The sequence below is a fragment of the Streptomyces sp. NPDC056161 genome (assembly GCF_042268025.1).
Classification (GTDB): domain Bacteria; phylum Actinomycetota; class Actinomycetes; order Streptomycetales; family Streptomycetaceae; genus Streptomyces.
Genome location: NZ_JBHJUV010000001.1, coordinates 288,588 through 306,215 on the forward strand (window position 1 = coordinate 288,588; position 17,628 = coordinate 306,215).

15 protein-coding genes are annotated in these 17,628 nt (G+C 71.9%); 7 read left to right on the top strand and 8 right to left on the bottom strand.

Going from position 1 to position 17,628, the window contains the following annotated elements:
- Window positions 1-159 precede the first annotated feature (159 nt).
- Window positions 160-1,146: an SDR family NAD(P)-dependent oxidoreductase gene (locus tag ACFC09_RS01315; RefSeq protein ID WP_376522557.1), complete on the bottom strand. Its 987-nt coding sequence runs from the start codon at window positions 1,144-1,146 to the stop codon at window positions 160-162.
- A 197-nt stretch (window positions 1,147-1,343) separates the two neighbouring features.
- Here ACFC09_RS01315 and ACFC09_RS01320 point away from each other — a divergent pair, with 197 nt between their 5' ends.
- Window positions 1,344-1,928: a TetR/AcrR family transcriptional regulator gene (locus ACFC09_RS01320; RefSeq protein ID WP_376522559.1), complete on the top strand. Its 585-nt coding sequence runs from the start codon at window positions 1,344-1,346 to the stop codon at window positions 1,926-1,928.
- 208 nt (window positions 1,929-2,136) lie between these two features.
- Entirely contained in the window at window positions 2,137-2,763 is a 627-nt protein-coding gene (locus ACFC09_RS01325; protein WP_376522561.1) for a TetR/AcrR family transcriptional regulator, read from the top strand.
- Here ACFC09_RS01325 and ACFC09_RS01330 read toward each other — a convergent pair.
- Entirely contained in the window at window positions 2,760-3,230 is a 471-nt protein-coding gene (locus tag ACFC09_RS01330) for a pyridoxamine 5'-phosphate oxidase family protein (protein WP_376522563.1), read from the bottom strand. The two genes, ACFC09_RS01325 and ACFC09_RS01330, sit on opposite strands and share 4 nt — an antisense overlap.
- A 282-nt stretch (window positions 3,231-3,512) precedes the next feature.
- On the opposite strand from ACFC09_RS01330, the gene ACFC09_RS01335 reads away from it, so the two are divergent.
- The 3 genes from ACFC09_RS01335 to ACFC09_RS01345 all read left to right on the top strand — a co-directional run bounded on the left by ACFC09_RS01335 (window position 3,513) and on the right by ACFC09_RS01345 (window position 8,441).
- On the top strand, window positions 3,513-6,275 hold the full coding sequence (locus ACFC09_RS01335) for a BTAD domain-containing putative transcriptional regulator (protein ID WP_376522565.1): 2,763 nt from the start codon (window positions 3,513-3,515) through the stop codon (window positions 6,273-6,275).
- A 67-nt stretch (window positions 6,276-6,342) separates the two neighbouring features.
- The gene (locus ACFC09_RS01340) at window positions 6,343-7,350 is read left to right on the top strand and encodes a methyltransferase (protein ID WP_376522566.1); all 1,008 of its coding nucleotides are present in this window, start codon (window positions 6,343-6,345) and stop codon (window positions 7,348-7,350) included.
- A gap of 182 nt (window positions 7,351-7,532) precedes the next feature.
- On the top strand, window positions 7,533-8,441 hold the full coding sequence (locus ACFC09_RS01345; protein WP_376522568.1) for a cyclase family protein: 909 nt from the start codon (window positions 7,533-7,535) through the stop codon (window positions 8,439-8,441).
- Between the two features lie 113 nt (window positions 8,442-8,554).
- Here the strand turns inward: ACFC09_RS01345 and ACFC09_RS01350 are convergent, their stop codons facing one another.
- Window positions 8,555-9,997 carry an aldehyde dehydrogenase gene (locus tag ACFC09_RS01350; protein ID WP_376522570.1) on the bottom strand — a complete coding sequence of 481 codons (1,443 nt, stop codon included), beginning with the start codon at window positions 9,995-9,997 and terminating at the stop codon, window positions 8,555-8,557.
- A gap of 199 nt (window positions 9,998-10,196) precedes the next feature.
- Between ACFC09_RS01350 and ACFC09_RS01355 the strand changes: the two genes are divergently transcribed.
- Complete coding sequence (locus ACFC09_RS01355; protein ID WP_376522822.1) at window positions 10,197-10,685, top strand: TetR/AcrR family transcriptional regulator; 489 nt, start codon at window positions 10,197-10,199, stop codon at window positions 10,683-10,685.
- Window positions 10,686-10,998: 313 nt separating this feature from the next.
- On the opposite strand, the gene ACFC09_RS01360 is transcribed toward ACFC09_RS01355, so the two are convergent.
- Entirely contained in the window at window positions 10,999-11,913 is a 915-nt protein-coding gene (locus ACFC09_RS01360; RefSeq protein ID WP_376522571.1) for an alpha/beta fold hydrolase, read from the bottom strand.
- A gap of 320 nt (window positions 11,914-12,233) precedes the next feature.
- On the opposite strand from ACFC09_RS01360, the gene ACFC09_RS01365 reads away from it, so the two are divergent.
- On the top strand, window positions 12,234-13,229 hold the full coding sequence (locus ACFC09_RS01365) for a hypothetical protein (protein WP_376522573.1): 996 nt from the start codon (window positions 12,234-12,236) through the stop codon (window positions 13,227-13,229).
- 66 nt (window positions 13,230-13,295) lie between these two features.
- Here the strand turns inward: ACFC09_RS01365 and ACFC09_RS01370 are convergent, their stop codons facing one another.
- Genes ACFC09_RS01370 through ACFC09_RS01385 form a run of 4 tightly spaced genes read right to left on the bottom strand, consistent with a single transcriptional unit; the run spans window position 13,296 to window position 17,309 of the window.
- Window positions 13,296-14,135, bottom strand: a complete 840-nt coding sequence (locus tag ACFC09_RS01370) for an ABC transporter permease (protein WP_376522575.1) — start codon at window positions 14,133-14,135, stop codon at window positions 13,296-13,298.
- 12 nt (window positions 14,136-14,147) lie between these two features.
- Window positions 14,148-15,038 (bottom strand): ABC transporter permease, encoded by an 891-nt coding sequence (locus ACFC09_RS01375; RefSeq protein WP_376522576.1) that lies wholly within the window; start codon window positions 15,036-15,038, stop codon window positions 14,148-14,150.
- A gap of 2 nt (window positions 15,039-15,040) precedes the next feature.
- Window positions 15,041-16,246: an ABC transporter substrate-binding protein gene (locus tag ACFC09_RS01380; protein WP_376522577.1), complete on the bottom strand. Its 1,206-nt coding sequence runs from the start codon at window positions 16,244-16,246 to the stop codon at window positions 15,041-15,043.
- A 25-nt stretch (window positions 16,247-16,271) separates the two neighbouring features.
- On the bottom strand, window positions 16,272-17,309 hold the full coding sequence (locus ACFC09_RS01385; protein ID WP_376522579.1) for an ABC transporter ATP-binding protein: 1,038 nt from the start codon (window positions 17,307-17,309) through the stop codon (window positions 16,272-16,274).
- Between the last annotated feature and the right edge of the window lie 319 nt (window positions 17,310-17,628).

Here is a 17,628-nt window from a genome sequence, read left to right on the forward strand (position 1 = left end):
CGTCCAGAATCCTGAGCAGGCCGTCCGGCGGTAGGGCGGTACGGCGGGTGGGCGGCGGTACGGCGGGTGAGTGGCTCCTGCGCCACCTGGGCGGGGGCGGACTCTCACCTCGTTGCCACGCCGGGCATCTCATGGACGGGCGGCCCCGGCGCCGCCCGGTCAAAGCTCGACAGCCGCCGCTTCGTCGGCCGCGGAGCCCGCGGCGCCGGCGAGCAGGTCGAGGGAGATCTGCCACAGGCGGCCCGCGTTGTGCGGGTCCACGGCGTGGGCGGCCACTCCCCGGCGCACACCGGGCCGGTGCGGGCCGGCCTCGTCGCAGTCCTCGAAGTACCGTCCGGTCACGCCCTCCACCAGCGGGGAGGCGGCGAGCAGGACCGAGGTCGCGGCGCCCTGCTCGATGTTCTTCCAGGACACGTCGGTGCTGGTGGGGTCGAAGGAGGCCGGGCTGTCGGAGATGTCCGCGATGTGGCGGCCGAGGCGGGTGCTGGTGATCCGGCCGGGGTTGAGCGCGTTGACGGCGATCAGGTCGGGCGCCCAACGACGGGCGGCCTCGACGGCGAACAGGACGTTGGCGGTCTTGGACTGGCTGTAGGCCGCCCATGGATCGTAGGGACGCTGTTCGAAGTTGATGTCGTCGAAGAACACGTCGCCGTTGACGTGGCCGACCGAGCTGACGGCGACCACGCGCGCGCCGTGGGCCGCCGCCAGGGCGCCGTGCAGGCCGGTGGCGAGGGCGAAGTGGCCGAGGTGGTTGGTGGCGAACTGCATCTCCCAGCCCTCCTCCGTCCGCTCCAGTGGCGAGGCCATCACGCCGGCGTTGAGGACCAGGATGTGCAGCGGCCCCCGCCATGCCGCCACGAAGGCGCTTACCGAGGTCCGGTCGGCGAGGTCGAGCAGCGCGGCGCGCACCGATCCCGGACCGCCCGCCGGGGCGATCTCCTCGGCGGCCCGCGCGCCTACGGCCAGGTCGCGGACGCCGATGACGACTTCGGCGCCGGCGGTGGCCAGGACACGCGCGGTTTCGCGTCCGATGCCGGACGCTCCCCCGGTGACGACGGCACGGCTGCCGCTGAGGTCGATGCCGGCCAGCACCTCGACGGCGGTCGTCCGCGCACCGAAGGGGGTCGTGATGAGGTCGTCAGCCATGTGGTTCTCCGTGCGGGCGGTGGAAGTGGTGGACATGAAGGCGGTGGAATCGGGGCGCGGCGGAATCGGGGCGGTGCGCCGCGTGGCCCGTGGCACGCGGGCACGGGCCCGCCGTACGCTGCTATCCGGAACTGGTTCCGGTTCGACAGTAAGCGGAACCGGTTCCGCTTGCAAGTGCGGAGGGAAAGGGAGTACGGGTGACCGGCCACGAGGGGGGCGCAGCGCGGCACCGCAGGCCGCTGCGCGCCGACGCGCAACGCAACGAGGACCGACTGCTGGAGGCGGCGGCGGCCGCCTTCGCCCGCGAGGGGGCGGGTGCCTCGGTCAAGGACATCGCCCGCGTGGCCGGCGTCGGCGTCGGCACGCTCTACCGCCGGTTCCCGTCCAAAGAACTGCTGATCGAGGCGGTCTACCGGCAGGAAGTGCAGCGTCTGTGCGAGGTGGCACCGCACCTCACGACGACGTTGCCGCCGGTGGACGCGCTGCGGACCTGGATGGAGCAGTTCATCGACTTCATGGCCGCCAAGCAGGGCATGGCCGACGCGCTGGCCGTGGTGCTGACCGACGACAGCGAGAGACTGCACACCCGGGCGCTGCTCGCCGACGCCATCACCCATCTGCTCACGGCTCTGGCGGACCAGTCCGTTGCGCGCTCAGGGGTCGATGCCCAGGACGTGCTGATGGGCCTCGGCGGGATCAGCCTCATGGCCGCCAGCGAGGAACAGCGTGAGCTGGCCTCCCGTCTCATCGACCTGCTCCTGCACGGCATCGTGACGCCCTGAACCGGGAACCGGTCCCGCGGGCGACCGCGGGACGAGGCCGCCACCCGCCGGTGCCGACCCGGAGCACGACCACAGCGACCACCGGCGCCGGACGCCAAGTGCCCACACGGCACCGGACGCCGCGTACCCATACGGCACCGGACCCCGAGTACCTGTATGGCATCGGACGCCATCGGAACACCCCGTCCGTTTGGCTACAGTGAGAACGGTGACGAACCATGAGCCGCACTCCCTGCGTTCCGACGCCCGGGACAACCGCGAGCGCATCCTCGGTGTCGCCCGCGCGATCTTCGCCGAGCAGGGGTTGGACGTGGCGATGCGCGAGGTCGCGCGGCGTGCCGAGGTCGGCCCCGCAACCCTCTACCGGCACTTCCCCACCAAGGCGGCGCTGGTCACCGAGGTGTTCTCCGAACAGATGGCGGTCTGCGCCGCCCTCGTCGACGAGGGGCTGGCCGATCCGGACCCTTGGCACGGCTTCTGCCGGGTGATCGAGAGGGTGTGTGAGATGCACGCGCGGGACCGGGGCTTCACCGCGGCGTTCCTCTCGGCCTTCCCCCGCGCGATCGACTTCGCCGCGGCCCGGGAACAGACGCTGGGCAAGGTCGCCGAACTCGCCCGCCGGGCCAAGGCGACGGGCAAGCTGCGCCCGGAGTTCGTCCTGGACGACCTGGTCATGGTGTTCATGGCGAACGGGGGCATCCGGACCGCCTCCCCCGCCACCGCGGTGGCCGCCTCGCGCCGCTTCGCCGCGCTGCTGATCCAGGGCATGCGGGCCGAGCCGGTCATCCCACCGCTGCCCCCGGCGGTCCGCATGCCGCTGATGGCGGTCGTCTAGACCAGCCACTTCCCGTCGCGCATCAGGGTCCGTCCGGCCATCTCGGAAACGGTTCCCCACGCTTGCAGCACGTGCGGGGTGACCTGGAAGAACACGTACGAGGGGTGGTCCTCGCGAGGGTCCCAGCCGTCCTTGGCGGCGAAGGCGTCGCCGACCTCGGCCGGAAGCTCCTCGCGGGTCAGCATGCGCGTGGTGCCGTGGATCAGGACCACGTCCCGGGTATGGCCGAAGCTGAGCCGGACCCGGCCCGAGGAGCACAGGTTGCGCCCGGTCGGGTTGGTGTCGCGGGTGGACAGCCACACCGCCTCGCCGTCCCACCAGAAGGCCAGCGGAACGAGGCACGGCTCGCCGGTGGCGTCGGCCGTGGCGACCCATACGTCGTTGTCCCGCGCGAGCCGTTCAAGCGCCTCACGCTTGCGCTGCTCCGCGCCACGGGGACCGCTGGGCTGAGAGTCAACTGCCGTCATGCGGGGAGGTTATGGCGCGCGGCGCCCTGCCACATCCGGCGGCGGACCTACGTCGCACGGCGGAGGGCCGCCCTCGTACTGGGCGTACTCGAACAGCCCGACGCGGCAGCGGGCGTGCCGGGCAGGACTTTCGATACACACCCGAATGCCTTGATCCACTCTCGCAACAGACCCTATGACCAACGCCGTCGAGTCGGAGCGGGGCCGCGCGTTGCCCGCGCACATGGATCATCCGGCGGTGGACGAGAATGTGCGCATGCCGCGGGCCGAGGGAGGTGCCGGATGATCCGGGTGGAGGTGCTCGGGCCGTTCGCCGTACGGCGTGACGGGGCCGAGGTGCCGCTCGGACCACCACAGCAGCGTGCCCTGTTCGCCGCGCTGGTGCTGGCCCGCGGCGTACCCCTGTCGGCGACCACGCTGGCCGCCGACATCTGGGACGGGGAGGCACCGGCCAGCGCCGTCGCGGTCATCCGCAAGTACGTGCACCATCTGCGCCGCCTGCTCGGCGGCGAGCCGGCCATCGCATCGTCCCGGCGGGGTTACGCGCTCACGCTCGCCCCCGGGATGCTCGACGCGGACGACTTCTCCCTCGCCGTCCACGCGGCGGACCGGGCGCGCGCCGCCGGTGACCTCGACACCGCCGGGGGCCGGCTGCGCGAGGCGCTGGCGCTGTGGCGTGGGCCCGCGCTGACCGGCGTGACCGGCCCCGGCGCGGACCGGCACCGGCCGGTGCTCGACGGACAGCACCTGACGGCGCTGCGCAGCCGGCTGGAGATCGACCTCGAACTGGGCCGCGAGCAGCGGATCCTGCCGGAACTGCGGTCGCTGGCGGACGCCCATCCGCTGGACGAGCACCTGCGGCTGCTGCTGATGACGGCGCTGTACCGGTGTGGCCGCCAGGCAGACGCGATCGCCTCCTATCAGGAGTGCCGGAAGCTGCTCCGCGACGACCTGGGGGTGGACCCGGATCCCCGGTTGCAGGAGTTGTACGGCCGGATCCTGCGCGCCGACGAGACGCTGCTGCCCGGCCCGGCCGCCCCCTCCGTACCGGCACAGCCGCCCGCCCCCATCGTCCCCTCCGTACCGGCGCACCTTCCCGCCCCGAGCGCGGCGTTCGTCGGTCGGGCGAAGGAACTGGAGCGGATGGAGGCTCTGCCGGACGGCGGCGTCGTGGTGATCTCCGGGATGGCCGGGGTCGGCAAGACCACGCTCGCGCTGCACGGTGCGCACCGGATCGCCGAGCGGTTCGCCGACGGCCACCTCTACGCGGACCTGCACGGATTCGGCCCAGGACGGGAACCGACGCCGCCCGGGGAGATCCTCGACCGGTTCCTCCAGGCACTCGGGGTCGCGCCCCCCGACGTGCCCGACGATCCCGCGGTCCGCGCCGGGCTGTTCCGCACGCTGACCACCGGGCGGAGGCTGCTGATCCTGCTGGACAACGCCGCCGGGGCCGACCAGGTGCGCGATCTGCTCCCCGGCGCCGGGCCCGGCCTGGTCGTCATCACCAGCCGGGGGACCCTCCCGACGCTGCTCACCCGCGTCGGCGCCCGACTGCTGGCGCTGCGACCGCCGGAGGACGAGGAGGCGCTGACGCTGCTCGCGGCGCGGGTCGGTACGGACCGCGCGCGCGCCGAGCCGGTCGCCGCCCGCGAGATCGTCGCCGGTACCGGTGGCCTGCCGCTGGCGCTGGCCGTGGTCGCCGCACGGGCCGTGGCACAGGAGCACCTGCCGCTGTCCGCGATCGCCGCCGAACTGCACGACGCGCACGGCACGCTGGACGCCTTCGGCGGTGCCGATGATGTGCGCGCGGTTCTTTCCTGGTCGTACCGCGCGCTCGAACCGGCGGCCGCGGACGCGCTGCGTGTCCTCGGCGCGCACCCCGGCCCGGACGTGACCGTCGCGGCGACGGCGAGCATGCTGGCACTGCCCGAGCCGCAGACCCGAGCGCTGCTGCGCGCGCTGGTCGAGGCGGCGCTGCTGGTCGAGCACCGACCGGGCCGGTTCGCCGCGCACGACCTGGTCCGCGCATTCGCCTCCGAGCTGCCGTGGTCCGGCGACCAGGAGCGCCGGAAGGCTGTGCACCGGCTGCTCGACCACCACCTGCACACCGCGGAGCAGGCGATGGCGACCGTCTTCACGGCCCGGCCGAGGATCGCGCTCCCGCCGGCGCTGCCGGGCGTGGTGGTCTCGGCACCCTCGCCGAACGCCGCCTTGTGGTTCGTCGACGAGCACCCGACGCTGCTGGCCGCGCACGACCTCGCCCACCGCGACGGGTTCGACGAACACTCGTGGCGGCTGGCCTGGGCGCTGCGCGACTTCTTCAGCCGGCACGGCCTCTGGCATCACCTCCAGACGTCCCAGCAACTCGGGTTGGCGGCGGCGCGGCGCCTGGGGGACGGGCTCGCCGAGGCGCACTCCCTGCGGGGGCTGGCGCTCGTGGAGTCGAACATGGGCCGGTACTCCACCGCCCGTGAGCGGCTACGGCAGGCGGCCGGGGCGTTCGAGGCGGCGGGGGCGAAGGAGTTCCTGGCCGAGACGTACCGCTTCGAGATCTGGGTTCTGGACCGCGCCGTCGAGCACGAGACCCAACTCAGGCTGGCGCAGGACCTGTTGGACATGTATCCACTCGCCTCCGAGGCGAGGCACCGGGCCTGGGCGCTCAACGCGGTGAGCTGGTCCCAGGTCCGGCTCGGCCGTTTCGGCCCCGCGCTCGAACACGCCGAGGCGGCGCTCGCGCTCGGCGACCAGCTCGGGCCGTACTCGCTGGCCGACGCCTTGCACACGCTCGGCAGCGCGCAGGCCGGGCTCGGCGATCACGAGGCGGCGGAGCGGAGCTTCACCCGCTCGGCGGACAGCTACCTCCGGCTCGGCGCCCACGCCCACGCCGTGGTCGCGCTGCGCGCACTGGGCGACGTGCACCGCGACGCGGGGCGGCACGACCTGGCCGACGCCGCCTATCGGCGGGCGCTCGCGGTGGCGGCGGAGACCGACGACCCGAGGGCGGCGGCGATCAGCGGGGAACTGGCCGTCTATCGGACGTGAACGGTACGGGAACCGGCCGCTGCGAGGGTGGACGCGTAACCGTTCTCCCCGGAAGGACCGACCGCGCATGTCCGCACCCACCCCACCGCCCGGCGTCGTGATGACGCAGTTGCTCGGAGGCTTCCAGGTCTCGCAGGCGCTGTACGTCGTCGCGAAGCTGGATGTCTGCACCCTGCTGGACGACGGCCCCCGCACCGTCGCCGACCTCGCGGAGTACAGCGGTGTGTCGGCGGACCCGCTCGGTCGGCTGATCAGCACGCTGACCATGGTCGGCGTGTTCCGCAGCGAGGGTGATCTGGTGGCCACCACGCCGCTGGGCGCGCTGCTGTCCCGCGACCACCCGGCATCGCTGGCGGGCGCGGCCGAGCTGTGGATGGAGACGCACTACGGCCCGTTCGGCGGTCTGCTGGAGACGGTCAGGTCCGGCGTGCCGGGGGCGACGCAGTACTTCGGCAAGCCGTTCTTCGAGTGGCTGTCCGAGGACCAGGAGCGGTCGGCGCTCATGACCCGCGCCATGGCGAACGTGACCGGTGCTCTGCGGGAGGGCGTGTTCGACGGGTACGACCTCCCGCCCGGCCGGGTCGTGGCGGACATCGGCGGCGCCGACGGTTCGGTGCTGGTGCAACTGATCGCGGAGCGGCCGGAGCGTACGGGCGTCATCCTTGATCTTGCGCCGGTCGAGCCGGCGGCCACCGCACACCTCGCGGAACGGGGCCTGGACGACCGGATCACGTTCACGGCGGGTGACTTCTTCGAGTCGGTGCCGACGGCCGACGTCTACGTGCTCAGCTTCGTCCTGCACGACTGGGACGACGACTCCGCCGTACGCATCCTGGAGTCGATCCGGAAGGCCGCGAACCCGGGCGCCCGCCTGCTGGTGCTGGAGGGCGTGATCCCGCCGGGCGACACGCCCCACATGATGAAGATGGTGGACCTGACGATGCTCGGCATGCTGCCGGGCCGGGAGCGGACCGAGCCGGAGTTCCGCACGCTGCTGGAACGGGCCGGGTTCGCCTTCGACGGCGTGGTGCCCACCTCGACCGTCTTCTCGATCGTCGAAGCGTCCGTGGACTGACGCCGGCTTCGGACCGCCCCGGGCAGTCGGTGACCGGGACTGTCGCGGGGCAGTGTCCGGCGTCCGCCCGCGGCGGCGATGGGCGACGGGGCCGCGGCACACCCACGGGAAGGGCGCCCGGCCCCGGGCCCGGTGGTGCGGGTGGTGCGGGGGCCGGGGGCGGCTCGGGTAGGTTCACCGCCATGAGTACGGAACCGCACAACGACGTCACCGGACCGGCCAACGAGCCAGAATTCCCCAGCAATTGGGGCCGATGGGGTGCGGACGACGAGCTGGGCACGCTCAACCTGATCACCGAGGAGGCCCGAGCCAGGGGCGCCGCGGAGGCCCGTACCGGGCGAGCGGTCTCGCTGGCCCAGCCGATCCAGCCGGCACCGCTCGTCAGCGGGCCCTTCGCGCCCACCACCCGCGACGTCTCGCCGGTCCAGCAGTTGATGCAGTACACCGGGGGCGCACCCGCGACAGCGGACATGATGCTGGTCGCCAACCACCATGTGCGCTCGACCCACTTGGACGCCCTGGCGCACCAGATCGTGGACGGCCAGGTCTACCCGGGGCGTCCCCTCGCGGAGAGCGTGACACCGGCCGGCGTGCTGCACGGTTCCACGGCGGCGTTCGCCGCCGGGATCGCCACCCGGGGTGTCCTGCTCGACCTGGCCTTCGACGGTCCGCTGCCCATGGGGCACCCGATCACCTCGGCGGACTTCGAAGCGGCCGAGGCCCGCCAGGGCGTACGGCTGGAGTCCGGGGACGCCTTGGTGGTGCGCTGCGGGTGGGTCTACGCCATCGACCCCGCCAGGCCGATGCCGGGCATCAGCCTGGACGCGGTGCGCTGGATGCACCGGCGCGGCGTGTCCTTGTACGCAGGCGACCTCGGCGACGCCCACCCGCCGCTGGATCCCGCCGTTCCCGGACCGCTGCACCGTGTCGCTCTGCCGCTGCTGGGCATGCCCCTGATCGATGTCGCGGAGCTGACGGAACTGGCCGCTGTCTGCGCGGAGTCGAACCGCTACGCCTTCCTGCTCACGGTGGCACCGCCGCGCATCCACGGCCTGACCGGCGTCCCGGTCAATCCGCTGGCGGTCTTCTGACGGACACCGCTCCGGCGTCGCCCGCGACCGGCGCCCCCGTCGCCGTCGCCCTGCCGGCGACGGAGGCGGCCGGGTCGGGGGACGGGGCCGGGGGCCGGCCCAAGGGAGCCGGGTCAGACGGTGATGGTCTTGTACTCGGTGTAGGTACCGAGGCCGACCACGCCGTACTCCCGGCCGATACCGCTGGCCTTGAAGCCGCCGAAGGGGCCGTCGAAGGCGACGGAGGCGCCGTTGACCGTGAGGGTGCCGGTGCGGATGCGGCGGGCGACGGCCAGCGCGTGCTCCTCGTCGGCGGACCAGACGCCACCGGAGAGACCGTACTCGGAGTCGTTGGCGATGCGGACGGCGTCGTCCTCCCCGTCGTAGGCGATGACGACCAGGACCGGGCCGAAGATCTCCTCCTGGGCGATACGCATGGAGTTGTCGACGTCGGCGAAGACGGTGGGTGTGACGTAGTTGCCCTGTTCCAGGCCCGCGGGGATCTGCGGGCCGCCGGTGACCAGGCGGGCGCCCTCGTCGATGCCGAGCTGGATGTAGTTGCGTACGCGTTCCTGCTGGTCGGGGCGGATCATCGGGCCGATGAAGGTGTCGGGGTCGCCCGGGTCGCCCACCTTCAACGACTCCACCAGTTCCGTCAGCGCGGTCACGACCTCCTCGTACCGCTCACGCGGGGCCAGGATGCGGGTCTGCGCGATGCACGACTCGCCGTTGTTGAGCAGTGAGCCGAACCTCACCCCCGCGACGGCCTTGTCGATGTCGGCGTCCGGCAGGATGACGGCGGCGGACTTGCCGCCCAGTTCCAGGCTGACCCGCTTGAGCTGCTCGCCCGCGATGGCGGCGATGCGGCGGCCGGCGCGCGTCGAGCCGGTGAAGGCGATCTTGTCGACGTCCTTGTGCGAGACCAGGTACTCGCTGGTCTCCCGGTCGGCGGGCAGCACGCTGATCACGCCTTCGGGCAGGCCCGCCCGCTCCACCAGCTCGGCCAGGAAGCCCATGCTCAGCGAGTTCTCCGGGGACACCTTGAGGACCACGGAGTTGCCCGCCAGCAGGGCAGGGATGATCTTCGAGGTGGCCGAGGAGAACGGCGAGTTCCACGGGATCACCGCGGCCACGACGCCGACCGCCTCACGGCGCACCACGCTGCGTACCGGGGACGCCGGGTCGGAGGGCACCAGCGTCTCCTCCCAGCCGAACTCCTCCGCCGCCTTCAGATAGGCGTTCGCCTGGCGGGTCAGGCCGGGCTGTCCGGCACGCGTGAACCACCCCGCCGAACCGTTCTCCAGCGAGATCAGGTGCGCGATCTGCTCCGCGTTCTCCTCGCGCAGCGTGTTGAACCGGCGCAGGACCGCGATCCGTTCGGCCGGCGGTGTGTCGCGCCAGACACCGGCGTCGAACGACGCCCGCGCCGCCGCCACCGCGCGGTCGATGTCCGCCGGCTGCGCCTGTGCGGCGGCACCGACCACCGACCGGTCGTGCGGCGAGGCGATGTCGAGCAGCTCCGGGTTGCTCGGCTCGACCCAGGAACCTCCGATGAAAAGCCGGTCGTAGGTGATCACGTGCTTTCTCTCTTCCGGTGCTTTCGTTTCAGTCAGCTCGAACGCGCCATCCAGGCGCCACATCAATGTAGCACTTGCGCTTGTTAGCTACACATAAGGGTTGCTGTAATGCTCTGATCCTCATCATCTGAGTTACCCTTCCAGGGTGAGAGCCGACGCAGCACGCAATCTGCAAGCCGTCATGACCACCGGTGCACGTATGCTCGCCGCCGATCCCGGCGCGAGCATCGCGAGCATCGCCGCCGAGGCGGGCGTCGACCGGCGCACCGTCTACCGGCGCTTCGCCTCCCGCGAGGACCTCCTCGCCGCCGTCCACGAAGCCCGGCTCACAGCCATCGAACAGGCCATCGAGGACGCCCGGCTGCGCGAGGCACCCGTCGCCGTCGCCCTGCACCGCTACGTCGAGAACATCATCACCGTCAACCGCACCTGGCCGGTCGACCTCACCCGCATGCTCACCGACGACACCGTCCGCCGACGCCGCGACACGTCCGTCCGGGAGGTCGACGACTTCCTGCGCCGCGCCACCGACGAGGGACTACTGCGCCCCGGGCTCCCGGAGGGATGGGTGGGCGCGCTCCTGCCCCAGCTGGTGCACCTGGTGTCCCGGCAGTTGCCGGAGCTGAGCCCCGGGCAGGCCGCCGACGTCGTCGTGGACACCCTGCTGCACGGAGTCGGAGCGTCCTGACACACCTGAGGCCGCGGAAACACGTATGCAGGTGGTCGGCCGGTCTACGGCTGGAAGGGCCGTGCATGCCGTAGTACGGCCCCGCCGGTCTGCGTGGGAGGGACCCCGCGGGCATGCCACGCGTACCGCCGACCTGCCCGTGCCCGGGGCGCCCTGCTCGGCGATCACGCGCGCGGCGCCCAGGCAAAGCCGTACACCGTGCCCACCGGTGTCGTCATCGCCCCTTCGGCCACCCGGCCGCCCAGCCACCCGGCCACCCGGCCACCCGGCCACCCGGCCACCCGGGGCCAACTCCCTTCGCTCCGGCGGGATTTCACAGGCCGCGCAAGAACTCCAGCAGTGCGTCCGTGACCGCCTCGGGTCGCTCCTGCTGGGTCCAGTGGCCGCACTGAGGCACGTCGACGATCCCCCGCAGGTTCGGCACGATCGCCCGCGCGGCGTCGTCCATCGCGTAGAAGGTGCGCACGACGTCCTTCTCACCACTGATGTACAGCGACGGCGGGGTGATCGGGGCGTCCTGCCAGGGGGCGGTCAGCTCCCAGTCGCGGTCGAGGTTGCGGTACCAGTTCAGGCCGCCGGTGAAGCCGCTCGCGGTGAACTGCTCGACGAAGACCGCCAGGTCCTCCTCGGTGAGCCAGGCCGGCAGCGTCTCGGGTTCGGCGAACATGCCGAGGAACCCTTCCGTCGGCTCGGGATTGCGCACGGCGCTGTAGGCCAGCCGCAGGGTGGCCCTGATGTCCGCGCCCAGGCCGGCCTCCGCGACTCCCGGCTCCTGGAAGTAGTTCTGGTAGAAACCCTCGCCGAAACGCTGCTTGGTGACGGTCAGCGGCGGCAGCGGTCCGCGCGGCTGCGGCGGCACGCTGATGCCGACCACCCCGCGCACGATCTCGGGGCGCAGCAGCGCCGTGTGCCACGCGACGACGGCGCCCCAGTCGTGCCCGACGACGACGGCCTGTTCCTCGCCGAGTTCACGGATGAGCGCGACGACATCGCCGACCAAGTGGAAGATCGAGTACTGGTCGACGCCGTCGGGACGGTCGGTGGTTCCGTAGCCGCGCTGGTCCGGTGCGACCACGTGGTGGCCGGCGGCGGCGAGGGCGTCGATCTGGTGCCGCCAGGAGTACCACGATTCAGGAAAACCGTGCAGCAGCAGGACGAGCGGCCCTTCGCCCTGCTCCGCGATGTGCATGTCGATGCCGCCCAGCCGGACGTGACGGTGCTGTGGCAAGACCTGCCTCCTCGATCCTCTTCCCGCGCCGCGGCCGGAATGCCCGCCGCACTGCCGGACTCCTGCCCTGCCAGTATGGCCGTGATCGTCTTCCGGATGTGCGGGTGGCCCGACCCGTGCGGCCCGCTCCGGTGCGCACCCGCGCGGCCCGCCCCGGGCGGCGTGGTACGGGCCGCGCGCTGGGCGGAGGGGTCGGGCCGTTCTCAGCGCAGGCGGTCGTGCAGACGACCCTTGTCCGCCCACCCGTCCGGCGACGGGCGCGGTCGTCCTACTGTGTGCAGCACATCGCCCTCCGTTCGACCCGCAAGGAGCACCAGGCCGTGGACGTCGACGTCTCTCAGCATGTGCGTGACACCGCCCCGCAGTTGGGGACCGGTGTTCCCTACGCTCTGAAGGTGGTGGCCGGTCAGCTGGCCGATGACCCGGACCTGGGCGTGCCCTCGGAGCTGCCCGGTGTCTACACCGTGACGGTCGACGGCGACCTGTTCGAGGACTGTCCCGCCCTGTTCATCGGCTATGTCCGCGAGTCCGACCGGGTCGAGATCCGGTACGTGCGCCCGGCCCGCACCGCCGAGCCCGCCGAGCCCGCCGAGCCCGCCACGGACGCCCAGGACCATGGGCCGGAGCAGGAGCAGGAGCAGGACCGGGAGCAGGACCGGGAGCAGGCGCGGCCCGCCGACCCTGTCGTCGCCGCGGTCACCGTACGGCAGGTCGCCGATGCCTGGCGTCGCATCACCGGCTGGCTCCGGCACAACGCCCCCGACTCGTACGCGGCGCTCCGCCCCGGTGTCGGTCCCGCCGCCATCGCCGCACTGGAGGGCGACCTCGGCATCCGGATACCTGTCGAGCTGCACGTCCTGTGGATGCTGACGGCGGGTGACGACGGGGTCGACGGCCAGGGATTCCTTCCGGGCAACAAGGCCCTGCTGACCCTGGACGCGGTGGCCGCCGTCCACCGGTTGAACAGTGACCTCCAGGCCCACGAGGACGCCCGCAACACCGACCGCCCCGAGGACGAACGGATCACGGTGTGGCAGCCGACCTGGATCCCGGTTCTCGCCCTGGGCCCGGCTGACCGCACCTCGGGCCTGTACCTGGACGCCGCTACCGGCTACCTGGGGCGCTGGTCCCGCTACCACGAAGGCCCCGGCGACGAACTCGACACCCTGGTCACCTACTTGGAGGAAGCCGCCGACATGCTCGAAGCGCCCGCCCTGGCCACCCGGGACAAGCCCGGTCTGGTCGGTGGGAGGCTGGTGTGGCTCAGCGGCATCGACCCGGCCTGGAAAGACCGGTGGCGGCCCCTGACCGACTGACCGCGGGCGTCGCCGACCGCGAGTGCCGAGGCAGGCACGGCCGGCCGCACGCCTCACGGCGAACGTTCATGCACCGGCCGATCGTGCGCCCGCCCTCCCCGCGGCGGCCGCGGTGTCCGACGACAGGCGCTGGGCGAGGTAGATGGGGATCACGGAGAGCAGGACGAGCACCGCGGCCACCACGTTCACCACCGGGGCCTGCTGCGGCCGGGTCATGTTCTCGAAGATCCAGACGGGCAGGGTCTGGATGCCGGGGCCGGCCGTGAAGGTGGTCACCACGATCTCGTCGAAGGACAGCGCGAACGCGAGCAGTCCGCCCGCGAGGAGCGCCGAGCGCACCAGCGGGAAGGTGATGTCCACGAAGGCCCGGAAGGTGTGCGCGCCCAGGTCCATCGCCGCCTCCTCGTACCCGGCGGAGGTGCGGCGCAGCCGGGCGACGACGTTGTTGAAAACGATCACGATGCAGAAGGTGGCGTGCCCGACGACCACGGTGAACAGCCCGAGCCCCACGCCGAGCGGTTCGAGGACCGTACCGAAGGCGGAGTTGAGCGCGATTCCGGTGACGATGCCGGGCAGTGCGATCGGCAGGACGACGACGAAGGAGACGGCGTGCCGCCCGAAGAACCGGTACCGGACGACCGCGAAGGCGATCAGCGTGCCCAGCACCAGCGCCAGGGCGGTGGCGCCGAGGCCGGCCCGGACGGACGTCCACAGCGCGTCGCGGGCACCCGTGTTGTCCCAGGCGACCGACCACCAGTGCCCGGTGAGTCCGGGGGGCGGCCAGCTCGCGCTGCGGTCCGGGTTCAGCGAGTTGACGAGGACCAGCAGCAGCGGCACGTAGACGACGGCGAAGCCGATCCCGGCGGTGACGCGCAGCACGATCCGCGCGGTACGGGAGAGTTGCAACGGCGGGCTCCTCTACAGGCTGCTCAGCGCACCGGTGCGGCGCACGGCCAGCAGGTACAGCACGATGACGACGACCGGGACGGTGGCGAGCGCGGCGGCCATGGGCAGGTTCAGTTCGATGTTCGAGTAGACGAGGTTGCCGATGAGCTGGGTCTTGCCGCCGACTATCTGCACGGTGATGTAGTCGCCGAGGCTGAGCGAGAAGGTGAACACCGATCCGGCGGCGACCGACGGCAGCACCGTCGGCAGCACCACGGAGCGGAAGGTGCGGCCGGGCCGTGCCCCCAGGTCGGCGGAGGCGTCGAGCAGGCTGTCCGGCAACTGGGTCAGAGCCGTGTGGATCGGCAGGATCATGTACGGCAGCCAGAGGTACGTCAGGGTCAGCACGGTGGCGGGGAGCCCGAAACCGGGTCCGGAGAGCCCGAACGGCGCCAGCACCCAGTCGGCGAGCCCGCCCTGGGACAGGATCAGCCGCCAGGCGTACACCTTGACCAGGTAACTCGCCCACAGCGGGGTGAGGATGGCGACGACGAGCAGTGGGCGCAGGCGCGGGCGGGCGACGCGGGCGGTGTAGCAGGCCATCGGGAAGGCGAGCACGGCGCACAGGACGGTGACGGCGAGGGCCACCGCGACGCTGCGCAGGACGACCTGCCGATACACGGGTGTCGTCAGCAGTGCGCGGAAGGTGTCGGTGGACCACACCTTCACCACCTCGGACGTGAAGGAGTCGGTCGTCCAGAACGCGGAGACGAACAGCACGGCCAGCGAGCCGAGGTAGAGCACGCCCAGCCACAGCAGCGGGGCGGTGAGCAGCAGGGCGAGACGGAGCCGGGGGCGGCGGTGCAGCGCTCCGGCGAGCCGCCGGGCGGTGTTCCGCCCGGCGGTCGGCGCGACGACGGTCATGGTCAGCCCTTGATCTCGGTCCAGGCCTGGACCCACTTGGCGTACGGCACGCACTTGACGTCGGTGCGGCCGTCCAGGCACTGCTCGATCGGCGTGTTCCAGAAGGCGATCCGCTTCCAGTAGGCGCTGTCTGCGGCATGGTAGGTCGTGCAGAAGTTCTTGTCGGTGGTCTCCTCGCAGGCCCTGGCGTTCGCGGGGGCCTCACCGAAGTACTCGGCGACCTGGGCGTTGACCTTCGGCGAGATGATCCAGTCGAGCCACTTGTAGGCGCAGTTGGGGTGTGCGGCCTGCGCGGAGACCATCCAGGTGTCCGACCAGCCGGTCGAGCCCTCCTTCGGGACGAGGGCCTTGACGTCGGCGCCCTCGTCGGCCGCGAGGTTGGCGATGACCTGCCAGGTGGTGCCGATGACGGAGTCGCCGCTCTTGAAGGCGGAGACCTCCTTGAGGTAGTCGCTCCAGTACTCGCCGATGTCCGCGTTCTGCTTCTTCAGCAGCGCGACGGCGGCGTCGAACTGTTTCTGGTCCAGCGCGTAGGGGTCCTTGATGCCCAGTCCGGGCTTGCTGGCCTTGAGGTAGAGGGCGGCGTCGGCGAGGTAGATCGGCGAGTCGTACGCGGTGACGTGGCCCCGGTGGGCGGCGGCGTCGTCGAAGACGGCGGCCCAGGACGTCGGGGCGGGGGTGACCTGCCGCGTGTTGTACATCAGGAGGTTGGCGCCCCGGCCGTGCGGGATGCCGTACGCCTTGCCGTCCACGGAGTTCCAGGGCTGCATCTTCAGGTCGGCGAAGACGTCCTTGTAGTTCGGGACGAGGGCGGTGTTGACGGGGGCCGCGGCACCGGAGGCGATCAGCCGCAGGGACGCGTCGCCCGAGGCCGAGACCGCGTCGTACTCCCCCGTCTTCATCAACTTGACCATCTCGTCGGAGCTGGCCGCCACCTTGGAGTGGACCTGACAGCCGGTGCTTTTCTCGAAGTCACTGACCCAGTCGGCCTTCGGGTCGTTGGAGCCGTCCTCCACATAGCCGGCCCAGGCGATCAGGTTGACGCTGCCCTCGGTCGCGCCCAGTTTCGTCGGGGCCTTCAGATCGGGCGGGTTGAGGCCGCCGACCGCTGATCCGCCGCCCGAGCCGGAGGAGCCGCAGGCGGTGGCGGTGGCGGCCAGGAGCAGCGCGGCGACGGCCGCCGTCTGAAGGGTTCGGATGGGGCGCACGCGGTTCTCCCTACATGGGGCGGGTTCAGTGGGGGGACGGGACCTGGACCGTGTGGCGATGGTGCCACTGGAGCCGGACCCGGATCCCGCGGTAGGCGGCGACGTCCTCGGCGGTGTTCTCCAGGTTCTGCTGGAGCACGGTGAGGCGGCCGCCGGCGTCGAGGTCGACCAGGAAGCGGGTGGTGTCGCCCAGGTAGACGACCTCGGCGACCGTGCCGGTGGCGGTGGCGTGCCCGGGATCGCCGGGGCCGGCCGACTCCTTCAGCACACGGATCTTCTCGGGGCGGACGCTGTAGGTGCCGGGCGTGCCGAGGACACGCTCGGCGGCCTCGCCGGCCAGCAGGTTGGAGGTGCCGACGAAGGAAGCGACGAACGGGGTCGCGGGGCGTTCGTAGATCTCGGCAGGGGTGCCGACCTGTTCGACGCGGCCCTGCTGGAAGACGGCGATGCGGTCACTGATCGCCAGGGCCTCCTGCTGGTCGTGGGTGACGAAGACGAAGGTGATGCCGACCTCCCGCTGGAGTGCCTTGAGTTCGACCTGCATCTGCTCGCGCAGCTTGAGATCGAGCGCGCCCAGGGGCTCGTCGAGCAGCAGCACGCGGGGCCGGCCGACGAGGGCGCGGGCGAGTGCGACGCGCTGGCGCTGGCCCCCGGAGAGCTGGGCCGGACGCCGCGTGCCGAACCCGCCGAGGCGTACGTCGGCCAGTGCCTGGCGGGCCCGGTCCAGGCGCTCCGCCTTGGGCACCTTGCGTACCTTGAGGGAGTAGGCGACGTTCTGTTCGACCGTCATGTGCGGGAAGAGGGCGTAGTCCTGGAAGACGGTGTGCACGTCCCGCTCGAAGGGGGCGCGGTCGGTGACGTCCTGACCGGCGAGTTCGATCCGGCCTCCGGTGGGGGTCTCGAAGCCGGCGACGAGCCGCAGCACCGTCGTCTTGCCCGAGCCGGACGGGCCGAGCATCGAGAAGAACTCCCCGTCCCGGATCTCCAGGTCGACCCCGGCCACCGCGGTCGTCTCGCCGAAGGACTTCCGCAGCCCCTGCACCCGGATCGCGCATGCCTCCATGGGCGTGGAACCTTTCTGGCGCCGTCGACCGTTGCCCGGAAAGATATGAAGTCACAGTGCAAAGCTCAAGACCGCCTAGACGTAAAGCTTGATCAATGCGCAGGTGGGGGGCCCTGAAACAGCGGCAAAGTCACGGCGGTTGTGGGCACCGTGCGGTCGTCGCCCCCGGTGGACGGCCGGGCCCGGGGCGACGCGGTCGTCCAGGACGGGGCCCACACCTCGGCCGGCGCGCCGGCCTAGCGATGCGTGCGGGAATCGACGGCGCGGCTGGTCGCGGTGCGGCTCGCAGTGTGAGGGGCCGTCCGGGGCACCGCCACGC